Here is a 12334-nt window from a genome sequence, read left to right on the forward strand (position 1 = left end):
CACCCGCCCGCCCTTGTCGTGGCGCGTGCGTTTCGCGTTCCTCTCCCTGGTCTGGGGCTTCAGCTTCCTGTTCATGAAGGTCGGCACGGAGGGCTTCGCCCCGTTCCAGGTGACCCTCGGGCGGCTGGTGTTCGGCACGGCGGTGCTCGCGGTGGCGATGGCGGTGAAGCGGGAGCGGCTGCCGCGCGGCATGCGCACCTGGGCCCACCTGGCGGTGGCGGGCTTCTTCCTCAACGCCCTGCCGTTCTCGCTGTTCGCCTACTCGGAGCTGACGATCCCGTCCACGCTGGCGGGCATCTGCAACGCCACCTCGCCGCTGTGGGGCATGGCGCTGTCCCTCGTCGCGCTCTCCGAGGACCGGCCGACCCGGGTGCGGGTGGCGGGGCTCGGGCTGGGCTTCCTCGGGGTGCTCACCGTGCTGGGTGCCTGGCAGGGCTTCCACGGCCTGGACGCCCGCGGTACGTCCATGGCGCTGCTGGCCTCGCTGAGCTACCCGGTCGGCTGGATCTACGTCCGCCGCACCCTGGCGGGCTCCGGCGCGTCCCATCTGTCGCTGACCGGCGGCCAGTTGTTGCTGGCGACGGTGCAACTGGCCGTCGTCACCCCGATGTTCACGGAGCTGCCGCGCCACTGGTCCGTGCTGCCGCTGCTCGCGATCGCCGCGCTGGGCGCGCTCGGCACCGGCCTGGCGATGCTGGTGCAGTACGGGCTGGTCGCCGAGGTCGGCCCGACGACGGCCCAGATGGTCACCTACTTCGTCCCGATCATCGCCGCCGCCGCGGGCGTCGCCGTGCTCGGCGAGCAGCTGTCCTGGTCGACCCCGGTGGGCGCGGTGGTCGTCCTGGCGGGCGCGGCCCTGACGCAGGTCCGCCCCAGGGGCGGCACCCGCCTCGCGGCACGGGGCCGGGTCGCCGGGACCGCCGGCGAACGTCCCGCACCGTCCGGGCAGCCGACGCGGGACGGGGAGACGGCGCAGGCTGGGCAGCCGACGCGGGACGGGGAGACGGCCCAGGACGGGCAGCCGCAGGAGGTGGCGCGCCCCGAGCCCGCGGGCCGCGTCTGACGCGGCGGCACGCAGCCCCGAACCTTCCCTTCCTCACCGGTCCGGGGCTCTCCCGCATCACGGGGACAACCCCGGTCGGCGCCGCCCCCGTTGAGCGGCTCGGAGGAACCTCAGCCGCCCGGGAGGCTAGACGTAGCTCCGCGCCGGTGCCGGGGACAGCGCCGTCGCCACCGCGTCCGCCAGCGGCTCCGTCTCCTCCTCCCGGAGCGTGGAGACGGTGATCCTGATGCCCGGGGGCGCGCTCAGCCGGTAGCGCGCGCCGGGGGCGACCGCCCAGCCGGCGTGCAGCAGCCGCGCGACGGCCCCCGTCTCGTCCGGGACCGGCACCCACACGTTCAGGCCGCTGCGGCCGTGGGCGGTGACGCCGCGCTCGGCCAGCGCGCCGATCAGCGCCTGGCGCCGCCTGCCGTACTCGGCCGCCACCGCGCGCGTGTCGAAGGCGGCGTCCGCCCACAGCTCCGCGACGGCCCGCTGCAGCAGCAGACTCACCCAGCCGGGGCCGAGCCGCTGCCGTCCGTGCACCCGGTCCACGGTGACCTCGTCGCCGGTCAGGACGGCGAGCCGCAGGTCGGGGCCGTAGGCCTTGGCGACCGAGCGGACGAAGGCCCAGTGCCGGGTGGTCCCGGCGAGCGGGTGGAGGGGGAGGTCGACGATGCCGTGGCCGTGGTCGTCCTCGATCAGCAGGGTCTCCGGGTGGTCGCGCAGCACGGCGCGCAGGGCTCGCGCGCGGGGGGCGCTCAGCGCGGCGCCGGTGGGGTTCTGCGCGCGGTCGGTGACGATCAGGGCGCGTGCGCCGCCCTCCAGGGCGCGCGCCACCTCCTGCGGCAGCGGTCCCTCGTCGTCGACGCCGACGGCCGCCGTGCGCAGTCCGAGCGCGGGCACCAGGTCGAGGGTGCGGCCCCAGCCGGGGTCCTCCACGGCGACCGTGTCGCCGGGCTTGAGGTGGGCGGCGAGGACGCGTTCGACGCCGTCCAGCGAGCCGGACAGCACCGCGAGCGGTCCGTCGGGCACCGCGTCGGCGTCCAGCCGGGCCCGCGCGCTGCGCGCCAGGTCCGGGTCCACCGCCACGTCGCCGTAGAGCACCGGGTCGCGGTCCTGCCGGGCGGCGGCCGCCGCGAACGCCGGGGCCAGCGGCGGCAGCAGCGCGGGGTCGGGGTTGCCGCTGGAGACGTCCCGTACCCCCTCGGGCACGTCCACGTGGATGTGGTCGCGTCCGGTGGTCGCGGGTGCGGGGCGCACCCGGCTGCCCCGGCGCCCGGCGGTCTCGATGACCCCGCGCTCGCGCAGCATGCGGTACGCGGCCGCCACGGTGTTGGGATTCACCCCGAGCCGGGCCGCCAACTCGCGCATGGGGGGCAGCGGTTGGCCCGGTTCCAGCTTCCCCGAACCCACCGCGCGCTCGACGCTCGCCGCGATATCGGCTGCACGGCGCCCCTCGATCGGATATTCTCCTAGCACAAATCCAATTATGCACTAGTGCAATGGAGACCGCAATGCAGGGGACCCCGAAGCCGACCGCGCCGCCCTCCGGCGCCTACGCCCCCACCGACCGCACCGTGCCCACCCGCAGCGCGAAGCGGGCGTCGTACGACCGGGAGCTGGTGCACGCGATCCTGGACGAGGGCTACGTCTGCCACCTCGGCTTCGTCCGCGACGGCGCGCCGGTGGTGCTGCCGACGCTGTACGGCCGGGTCGGCGAGCGTCTCTACGTGCACGGTTCGACGGGCTCGCGCCCGCTGCGCATGGCCGGCCAGGCCGACCCCGGGCTGCCGGTGTGCGTGACGGTCACCCATGTCGACGGCCTGGTCCTGGCCCGCTCCGCCTTCCACCACTCGATCAACTCCCGCTCGGTGGTGGTCCACGGCACGGCCCACCAGGTCACAGCCCCGCAGGAGAAGCGGGCGGCGCTGGACGCGCTGGTCGCCCACGTGATACCGGGCCGGTCGGCCGACTCCCGGCCCGCCGACGCCAAGGAGTTCGCCGCCACCGCCGTGCTCCGCCTGGACCTGGAGGAGGTCTCGGCCAAGCTGCGCACCGGCGGCGTCAACGACGAGCCGGAGGACCTCTCCCTGCCCCACTGGGCGGGCGTGGTCCCGGTGCGCCGGCAGTACGGCACCCCGGTCGCCGCGGAGGACCTGGCCCCCGGCATCGCCCTCCCCGACTACCTGGCGGCCCTGTGATGCTGGTCCATCCCTGGGACGCGCCCCACGACGACACCGAGTGGCAGGACTGGCTGGCCGGGCACGACTTCGGCCAGCTCGCCGTGACCGGCCCGCCCGGCGAGCCGCCGTTCGTCCAGCCCCTGCACTTCGCCTACGACGCCGCACGCGGCGAGGCCGTCACCCACCTGGCCCGCCCGAACCCGCTGTGGCCCGCGCTGGAGGCCAACCCGCCGGTCCTGCTGAGCGTGGTCGACGACTACGTGTACGTCCCCGGCCCCTGGCAGGCGGAGCCGGACGTCCCGCCCGAGCACGGCGTGCCGACCAGTTTCTACGCCACCGTCCAACTGCGCTGCACCGCCCACGTCGTGGACGACCCGGCGCAAAAGGCCGAGCTGCTGAACCGGCAGGTGGGGCACTTCCAGCCGGAGGGCGGCTCGGCCCGGGCGGCGGCCGGCGAGGCACCGTACGGGCGGCTGCTGTCCGGGATCCGCGGGCTCAGGCTGGAAGTGACCGGCGTGCGGGCCAAGTTCAAGTACGCGGGCAAGCGGTCCGGCCGGGTCCAGGAACGCATCGCCGTACGCCTGTCGGAGCGGGACGGTCCGCGCGACGCGGCCGCCCGGGAACACCTGCTGCGCAGGAGCGGGGCCTGATCCGACCGGGTGCGCACCCGCGACGGGGCATCGGCGGCCCGGGCACGCCGGCGTCCGCACCGGGATGCGTTCCCGGGTCGTCCGGGGCGGCCGGTGCGCTGCTCCGGCCGCCCCGCGAGCGAGTCGGGCGGTCCGACTCCGGTCAGGTCAGGGCCGGTTCCCCGGCCCGCTCGGCCTCGTCCCGGGCTCCACGGGCGCCGCGGGCCAAGCGCGCCTCGGCGACGGCGGGCCGCCGACCGACCCGAGCATCAGCACGGTGCCCAGGCAGGTCGCCGCCGTCAGCCGCTCGCCGAGCAGGACGACCGCCAGCACGGCCGCGCTGACCGGCTCCAGCAGCATGATCACGGAGACGGTGGCCGAGCGGACGACGGCCGCGCCCGCGAAGTACAGGGCGTAGGCCAGCGCTGTCGGCACCGACCCGATGTAGGCCAGCAGCCACAGCAGCCGGACGGGTTCCCCGCTGTGCGGGGTCAGCCCCTCGACCAGCGCGAACGGCAGCAGGCACAGGCAGCACACCACGAACGCCCCGACGGTGGTGGCCGAGTGGTCGGCCCCGCCCGCGCGGCCCCAGCGCCGGGTGAGCAGCGTCATGGCGCTGTAGCCCGCCGCCGAGGCCAGGGCGAGCAGCACACCGCGCGGGTGCACGGCGCCACCGCCGTTGCCGAGCACCAGCACCCCCAGCCCGGCCAGCGCTCCGGCCACCGCGGCCCCTCCGGCCCGGCCGAGCCGTTCCCCCAGGGTGAGGCGGGCGCCGAGGGCGATGAGGACGGGGCCGGCGCCGAGGGTGACGACGGTCGCCACGGCGAGCCCGGTGGCCTCGACGGCGGCGAAGTACGCCGTCTGGAACACCGCCAGCCCGGCACCGGTGGCACCGGCCCGCAGCAGCCGGCGGGCGCGCGGCACGGGAGCCGCCGCCCGGGTGCGCGGACGCAGCAGGCGGACGGCGGACAGCAGGGCGGCGCCGACCGCGCAGCGCCAGAAGGACAGGGCGACAGGCCCCATGTCACTGGCCCGGTAGACCAGGGAGCCGGCCGCGCCGGCGGTGCCCCAGGCGGCACCGGCGACGATCAGATACAGCAGGCCGCGCCCGACGGGCAGGCCTGAGGAAGCATGCGACACGAGTTGTCTCCGCAGAGCAGAAGGTCACCGGGGAGGACCCCGGTGCGGCGGGGTCGTCGGACTTCTTCTGCGGGCAGCACCGTTCCGGCCTGTCACGTCACCCGGCAGACACCGTGTGCGCGACAGGCCCCGGCCCGGCAGTGCGCCGGGCGGTCACCGGAGGGCCCGCCTCAGGCGGCCGGGGGCGGAAGAACGAGTGCGTTCGTGTGCATGATCAGCAGCCTAGGCCGCGGTTCCCCGCGCCGACAACTCCCTTTCCGCGCCACCCTCGGTCACCGGCTCCGCAGCGCCCTGGGCGGGCGTCGAGGACTGGGCGATGAACGCCCCCAGCAGCACGACCGCGCCGCCGGCGACCTGCGGCCCGGAGAGGTGTTCGCCCAGCAGCACCCAGGCCAGCACGGTCGCGATCACCGCCTCCAGGCACGCCACGACACCCGCGACCTGCGGGGAGAGCCGGCGCACCGAGACGACCCCGGTGACGTACGCCAGGACGGTCGCGACCAGCACGATCCAGCACAGCAGGAGGACGGCCGGGACCGGGGTGCCGTTCATGTCCGCGGTGTGCGCGAGCACCGCCCAGTGCATGCTCCACGGCCGGGCCACGGCGGTCAGCACGGCGGCGCCGACCAGCAGCCCGTAGGCGATGACCCCGAGCGGGTCCGGGGCGTGGTCACCGGCGTCGCCGCCCTGGTCGGACAGCACGAAGTAACCGACTTGGCAGCAGGCCGCGCCCAGGGCGAGCAGCAGCCCGAGCGGATCGAAGCTCAGGCCCGTCCAGACCTCCACGACGCACGCGAGCCCGCCGGCGGCGAGGACCACGCCGAGCGCCGCGGCCCGGGTGACCGGCCGCCGCTGCACGAACCGCACCCAGCCCAGCACCAGCGCCGGAGCCAGATACTCGATGAGCAGCGCCACACCGACGGGGATCCGGGACAGCGCGGCGAAGTAGCACGCCTGCACGCCGGCCACGGCGAGCAGCCCGAATCCGGCGAGCAGCGCGGGGCGGCGCCGCAGCAGTGCCCGGTGCCGCACCGCGAGCGGCAGCATGACCAGGGCCGCGCCGGTGACCCGCAGCCAGACCACGTGCAGCGGGTCGAGGCCCGCCTCGATCAGCGGCTTGGCCGCCACTCCGGAACCGCCGAAGGCGAGGGCCGACACCAGCGCGAGACCGAGCCCGACGCCCTTGCCGGACGGGCTCTGACTGATCGAAGACGTCACCACCGGCACATGATGACAGGCGACGACATGAGCGTCACCCCCAATGGCACCTGTCTCACCGACCGGACAACGACGCGTCTCGGCTCACCGGCCGGACAACGACGCGTCTCGGCTCACCGGCCGGACAACGCCGCCCCTCGGCTCACCGGCCGGAGGCCGGCCGGGCGACGGCGGCGGGCGGCTCCGGCGTCTCGTCGCGGTCCGTCCCGCCCGCCCCTCGCGCGCACGCCTCGGCATCGTTGTCGAGCCGCGCGGCCGGCTCCCCGGCGAGCCGCGCGGCCAGCTCCCCCGCGTCGATCCCGGCACGGGCGAGCACCTCGACGGCGCGCGATCCGGGGTCGGCGACGATCCCGGCGAGCAGGTCGAGACCGCACGCCAGGTCCTCGCCGCGGCGGGCGGCGCGCGCACAGGCGTGCGCCAGGGCGGCGGACGCCGCCGGCGAGCAGCCGTGGGCGTCCGCCCCGGTCCGCGCGGCCTCGGTGAGCACGGGCAGGGCCCCGGAGTCCTCGATGCTGCTCTGCCAGCGCAGGCCGTAGCCGATGCTGCGCTGCACGAGGTAACCGAGCAGTCGGGCGATCAGCGGGCCGCCGCCCAGGGCGGCGCGCACCTGCGGGTCGGACTCCAGCAGGGTGTGCAGGAGGTGCGCGGTGTCGATGTGCCGGTCGCCGTCGCGGACCGCCCTCCTGCGGGCGGCGGCGACCACCGCCGCCAGCTCGGCGCTGAGCCCGGCGTCGCCGTCGGGACCGGGGCCGTCGTCGGGACCGGGGCCGTCCTGCTGGTGGGCCGTTGGGTCCGACTGCCTGGGGATACGGGATCGCACACCTCCCAGCCCATCAGCCTCCCGGGCACGGGACATCCCCGGCGGGAAGCATTTCCGCGTCCCACGCAGAGTGGATCCGACCGGCCGGAATCTCCTCCTTACGGAGGAGATCAGGCTTACGGTCGAGATCAGGCCAATCCTCACATGGGCCGCAGAGGGGGCCACGCAGGTCGGGCCGTCCTCGCGACGGCGTCCCGTGGACCGCTCCACGCGACGGCGCCCCGCGGAGCGGTCCACGGGGCGCCGGATGCCTGCCCGTCTGCCGGGCGGCCGAGGTCAGTCCTCGTCGGCGAGGATCAGGTACAGCTTCTTGCGGGCGTCGTTGAGGACGGTGAGCGCCTTCTCGCGCTGCTCCTTGCTTCCCGTCTTCCAGACCTGCCCGAAGGCCTCCATCAGGCCGAAGCCGGCCTGGCGGACCTCGCCGAGCGCCTCCCAGTCGATCCCGCGGGAGGCCTCCTCCCAGGGCGCCTGAGGGCCCTCGTCGGCCGCTGCGCGCCCCGCTTCGGTGAGCGAGAACAGCTTCTTGCCGCCCTCGGACGCGCTGGCGATCAGGCCCTCGTCCTCCAGCAGCTGGAGGGTCGGGTAGACCGAGCCGGGGCTGGGCTTCCACGCCCCGCCGCTGCGCTCGGCGATCTCCTGGATCATCTCGTAGCCGTGCATGGGCCGCTCCTTGAGCAGAGCCAGGATCGAGGCCCGTACGTCGCCGCGCCGCGCCCGGCCGCGCGGCCCGCCGCGCCCCCGCCCGCCCCAGGGGCCGGGACCGAATCCCGGACCACCCGGTCCGAACCCGGGGCCGCCCGGTCCGAAGGGACCGAAAGCGGCCCGCCCCTCGAAGCCGCCCGGGCCGCGCCGGGGGCCGCCGTGCCGGTGTCCGTGGTCAAAACCGTGGGGGTGCATCGCCACCACTCCATCCGTCATCGATCCGTAGCGATCATCGATCCGTCGTGATGCTTCGACGATATATCGGAAACTCTCTTACGACACCCCCCTTCCGACCTGCCCCGCTCGATGCCAGTGATCACGCATTGGCCTTGGCCGCCGACTCCACCGGCCCCCTACCGTCGGGGCATGCGCATGCGAATCGTGGACGCCTTCACCGACCGACCCTTCGCCGGCAACCCCGCCGGGGTTCTCCTCCTCGACGACTTCCCCGAGGACGACTGGCTCCAGCACGTGGCACTGGAGGTCAACCACGCCGAGACGGCGTTCGCGCACCCGCTGCCCGAGGGCGGGGAGGCCGACTGGGCGCTGCGCTGGTTCACACCCGCCACCGAGGTCGCGATGTGCGGGCACGCCACCCTCGCCACCGCCCATGTCCTGCACACCACCGGCACCCACACCGGGCCGGTGCGCTTCGCCACCCGCAGCGGCGTGCTCATCGCGACGCCGGCGGACGACGGCGCGATCACGCTGGACTTCCCCACCGCGCCGCTGACGCCGGTGGAGGTGCCCGAAGGGGTCGCCGAAGCGCTGGGGGCCGCGCCGAGCACGGCCATGGACACCGGGCCGAACATCGGTGACCTGCTGGTACAGCTCGCCGACGAGGAGACCGTCCGCGGCCTGGACCCCGACCACAAGGCCCTGGCCTCCTGCTCGTCGTACGGCATCATCGCCACCGCCCCCGCCGAGGACCCCGCACGCGGCTACGACTTCGTCTCGCGCTGCTTCTTCCCGAACGTGGGCATCGACGAGGACCCCGTCACCGGCAGTGCCCACACCGCCCTGGCCCCCTACTGGGCCGAGCGCCTGGGCCGCGCCGACCTGACCGGACTGCAGGCCTCCGCCCGCTCCGGCCTGGTGCGCACCGGCGTGCGCGGCGACCGCACCCTGCTGACCGGGCACGCGGTCACCGTCATCGAGGGCGACCTGCTGGCGTAGCGCGGGCTCCCTTCACTCTCGCGGCCTGTTCCACGGCACCGGCCACGCGCGGGGGCGCACGTCCCCATGCGTGTCCGTGGCGGGCCCCGCGCCGCGCCGTGGGCGGTCCCCCGCACCGCGCCGCGGACAGGCCACCGCACTGCGCCGTGCGCAGGCCCCCGCACTCGGCCCCGAGCACGTCCCCCGCTACGCCGTCGGCAGCCAGCCGACCTTCCCGGCGAGCAGGGCGTAGCCCACGAACGCGCCGATGTCGAGCAGGGAGTGCGCCACGACCAGCGGACCGACCCGTCCCCACCGCCGGTACAGCAGCGCGAACACCACGCCCATCACCACGTTGCCGAGGAAGCCGCCGACGCCCTGGTAGAGGTGGTAGGAGCCGCGCAGGACGGAACTGGCCGCCAGCGCCCGCCCCGGGGTCCAGCCCAACTGGCCGAGCCGGCGCAGCAGATACCCGACGACCACGACCTCCTCCAGCACCGCGTTCTGCACCGCTGACAGGACCAGCACCGGGTACTTCCACCACACCGCGGGCAGCGCCTCGGGCACCACCGTGAGGTTGAAGCCCAGGCCACGGGCGGCCAGGTAGAAGGCGATGCCGGCGCTGCCGATCACCGCCGCGATCACCGCCCCGCGGCCGAGGTCCGGCCCGGGACGGGTGCGGTCGAAGCCGAGCGTGCGCAGGCTCCTCCCCTCGCGCAGCAGCAGGTGCGCGACCAGGGCGACGGGCACGAGCGCGGTGACGATCCCGAACAGCTGCCAGGCCAGATCGAGCCAGGGCCGGCCCGGCGCGGCGGAGGCGTTGAGCGTGGCCGCCTGGTCCTTCAGACCGCCCGGCTTCGTCACCGATCCGACAAAGCTGATCAGGGCGGACACGGCGCTCGCGCCGAGCGAGAGCGCCAGGACGAGCAGCGTCTCGTCACGGAAGATCCGGCGCGACGGCCGCTCCTGGGGGAAAGAATCGGCCAGCGGCCCGGTCTCCGACTGCACACGCGCCTCCAGTACACCGTCTCGGGACGTCTCAGCTTGCCCGATCCGCGCCGGGCGGAGGCGACCGCCCCCGGCGCCGGCGGCGCGCCGGGGGCGACGGCGGCGCGGACGCCGCTCCCCTCAGGGACCACAGGCCGGCTCAGAGGCACCCGACCGGCTCAGAGGCACCCGACCGGCTCGGGGACACGCGTCGGCTCAAGGCCCGATCCAGTCGAGAGGCACGGGTCGGCTCAGCGACCGACCCAATTCAGAGGCACGGGGCAGCTCAGCGACCGATTCAGCTCAGCGACACGGCTCGGCTCAAGGCCCGATTGACCGCAGAGCCACGGGTCAGCCCAGAGGCACCGACCAGCTCAGGGGCCGATTCACCTCTCAAGGCCCGGTTCACCTCAACGGCACCGGTTCCGGCTCCGGCAGGCCGACCGGCCAGGTGTGGACCGGTTCATCGAGCCACATCAGCTCTCGGTAGCGGCGGGTCGTGGCGGCCAGTGCCTCCTCCCTGCCCAGGCCGCGCTCCAGCGCCCGGTGGAAGGTGGCCGCCTGCCACCGGGCGCCGTTGGTCCGCAGCCGGCACCGCTCCTCGATCACGCCGAGATACCGGTCCCGGTCCGCCGGCTCCACGCCCCACGCGTTCAGCCCGGCCTCGGCCAGCGGCAGCAGCTCGTCCCGGACCAGGGTGACCGCGTCGACCTCGGCGGTGCCGGACAGCCGGCCGCGGCGGGGCCAGGTGAACCGGGCGTCGATCCCGTACCGGCACGCCGCCTCGAAGTTGGCGGCCGCGGCCTGGAACGGCAGCCGGGTCCACACCGGGCGCGGCTCCTCGGCGAGGGCGCGGACGAGGCCGTAGTAGAAGACGGCGTTGGCGACCACGTCGGTGACGGTCGGCCCGGCGGGCAGCACCCGGTTCTCCACGCGCAGGTGCGGGACGCCGTCGGCGATGTCGTAGACCGGCCGGTTCCAGCGGTAGACCGTGCCGTTGTGCAGGACCAGCTCGGCCAGCTTCGGCACGCCGCCCGCGTCCAGCACGTCCAGCGGGTCCTCCTCGTCGCAGATCGGCAGCAGCGCCGGGAAATAGCGCACGTTCTCCTCGAACAGGTCGTACGCCGAGGTCACCCACCGCTCGCCGAACCAGGTGCGCGGCCGCACGCCCTGGGCCTGCAGCTCCGGCGGCCGGGTGTCGGTGGCCTGCTGGAACAGCGGGGGCCGGGACTCCCGCCACAGCTCGCGGCCGAAGAGGAACGGGGAGTTCGCGCCGACGGCGATCTGTGCCGCGCTCGCCGCCTGCGCCGCGTTCCACACGTCCGCGAAACGGCCGGGCGTGACCTGCAGGTGCAGTTGCACGGAGGTACAGGCCGCCTCGGGCACGATCGACTTCGAGGTGCAGGTCAGGTGCTCCACCCCGTCGATGTCGAGGGTGAACTCCTCGCCGCGGGCCGCGACGATCTGGTCGTTGAGCAGGGTGTAGCGGTCGACGTCGGACAGGTTCGAGGAGACGAGGTCGTCCCGGTCGAGGGTGGGCAGAATGCCGATCATCGCTATTCCGGCGTCGACCTCGGCGGCTTTTCGGTCGGCATATGCCAGCGACGTGCGCAACTCCTCGGCGAGCCGGTCGAATACCCGGCCGCCCAGCCGGTGTGGGGCTATGTTCACCTCCAGGTTGAACATGGCAAGTTCTGTTTGGAAGTCACGGCTGGCGATGCGCTCCAGTACTTGCCCATTCAGCATTTTCGGCATTCCGTCGGGGCCGACGAGATTCAATTCGATCTCCAGCCCCATGAGGTTCTTCGGCCGATCGAACCGCTTCTGCGCCAGCAGCCGCGCCAGTCCCTCCAGGCATCGCCTGAGCTTGTCGCGGTAACGGTTGCGATCGGACAGGTCGAACTCGCCCGCGACGACCTTCTCGCCCATCGCAGCGTCCCTCCTCGCTCGGGCCGGCCGTGGATCCGGCCGCCGGGATCAAAGTCAGGTGGGATGATGCCCCGCGTACGCGATCGATAACGTCCCGGCGGCACCACACACCGACTACGCTGCGCCCGGAAGGCCGGAGGCACATTCAGCAGGCATGGGGCGGCCAGCACTTTCTCGTACCCCGGACGACTCGTGAAAAACTCCGACGACAACGAGCCGTCCCGCCGCGTCGGCAGGAGCCGAGGTCAACGCCCTGCACCCGCCGTGGAACACGACGATTGACAGGAATCTCCGACCGAATAGAGACTTGTTGTTCACGCCCGAAACAGCTAGGCGAAACATCGCCTGAACATTTGTCGTATAAACTCTGCACCACGGCAGAAGGTCGGCACCCGTGGCGCCCCGGACCGCGGTCGGGGGTACCTCGGGCATGCCCCACGTCCGCACCCCCTTGATCGTCCACGGACCCGAGGATCCGAGGAAGCCCGGACCTCGCGCCGCCGCCTCCTGCCCCGAGAGCTGACAGCGC

10 protein-coding genes and 1 pseudogene are annotated in these 12334 nt (G+C 74.2%); 4 read left to right on the forward strand and 7 right to left on the reverse strand.

The window, feature by feature from the left end; all coding sequences use genetic code 11:
- The coding region (locus GV126_RS00970) for a DMT family transporter (RefSeq protein WP_438947822.1) at positions 1-1063 on the forward strand (1063 nt) is incomplete at its 5' end.
- A 126-nt stretch (positions 1064-1189) separates the two neighbouring features.
- Here the strand turns inward: GV126_RS00970 and GV126_RS00975 are convergent.
- Entirely contained in the window at positions 1190-2521 is a 1332-nt protein-coding gene (locus GV126_RS00975; protein WP_159661996.1) for an aminotransferase class I/II-fold pyridoxal phosphate-dependent enzyme, read from the reverse strand.
- Positions 2522-2556: 35 nt separating this feature from the next.
- Between GV126_RS00975 and GV126_RS00980 the strand changes: the two genes are divergently transcribed.
- Together GV126_RS00980 and GV126_RS00985 are read left to right on the forward strand one after the other, a co-directional pair.
- Entirely contained in the window at positions 2557-3243 is a 687-nt protein-coding gene (locus tag GV126_RS00980) for a pyridoxamine 5'-phosphate oxidase family protein (protein ID WP_159661997.1), read from the forward strand.
- Positions 3243-3875, forward strand: a complete 633-nt coding sequence (locus tag GV126_RS00985; protein WP_159661998.1) for an FMN-binding negative transcriptional regulator — start codon at positions 3243-3245, stop codon at positions 3873-3875. The genes GV126_RS00980 and GV126_RS00985 overlap by 1 nt, the downstream gene beginning before the upstream one ends.
- A 142-nt stretch (positions 3876-4017) precedes the next feature.
- On the opposite strand, the pseudogene GV126_RS00990 reads toward GV126_RS00985, so the two are convergent.
- The 4 genes and pseudogenes from GV126_RS00990 to GV126_RS01005 all read right to left on the reverse strand — a co-directional run bounded on the left by GV126_RS00990 (position 4018) and on the right by GV126_RS01005 (position 7950).
- Positions 4018-4994 (reverse strand): annotated as a pseudogene (locus tag GV126_RS00990) (DMT family transporter).
- Between the two features lie 222 nt (positions 4995-5216).
- Complete coding sequence (locus GV126_RS00995; protein ID WP_419796008.1) at positions 5217-6221, reverse strand: EamA family transporter; 1005 nt, start codon at positions 6219-6221, stop codon at positions 5217-5219.
- A 133-nt stretch (positions 6222-6354) separates the two neighbouring features.
- Entirely contained in the window at positions 6355-7032 is a 678-nt protein-coding gene (locus GV126_RS36075) for a Clp protease N-terminal domain-containing protein (RefSeq protein ID WP_438947823.1), read from the reverse strand.
- A 276-nt stretch (positions 7033-7308) separates the two neighbouring features.
- Positions 7309-7950 (reverse strand): PadR family transcriptional regulator, encoded by a 642-nt coding sequence (locus tag GV126_RS01005; RefSeq protein ID WP_419796006.1) that lies wholly within the window; start codon positions 7948-7950, stop codon positions 7309-7311.
- A gap of 150 nt (positions 7951-8100) precedes the next feature.
- Between GV126_RS01005 and GV126_RS01010 the strand changes: the two genes are divergently transcribed.
- Entirely contained in the window at positions 8101-8910 is an 810-nt protein-coding gene (locus tag GV126_RS01010; RefSeq protein WP_159662000.1) for a PhzF family phenazine biosynthesis protein, read from the forward strand.
- Between the two features lie 186 nt (positions 8911-9096).
- Here GV126_RS01010 and GV126_RS01015 read toward each other — a convergent pair whose 3' ends face one another.
- Together GV126_RS01015 and GV126_RS01020 are read right to left on the reverse strand one after the other, a co-directional pair.
- Positions 9097-9897 carry a CPBP family intramembrane glutamic endopeptidase gene (locus tag GV126_RS01015; protein WP_159662001.1) on the reverse strand — a complete coding sequence of 267 codons (801 nt, stop codon included), beginning with the start codon at positions 9895-9897 and terminating at the stop codon, positions 9097-9099.
- A 384-nt stretch (positions 9898-10281) separates the two neighbouring features.
- Positions 10282-11805, reverse strand: coding sequence for a glutamate-cysteine ligase family protein (locus tag GV126_RS01020; protein WP_159662002.1), 1524 nt, complete (start codon positions 11803-11805; stop codon positions 10282-10284).
- Between the last annotated feature and the right edge of the window lie 529 nt (positions 11806-12334).

Source organism: Streptomyces mexicanus (assembly GCF_902506575.1).
Lineage (GTDB): Bacteria > Actinomycetota > Actinomycetes > Streptomycetales > Streptomycetaceae > Streptomyces > Streptomyces mexicanus.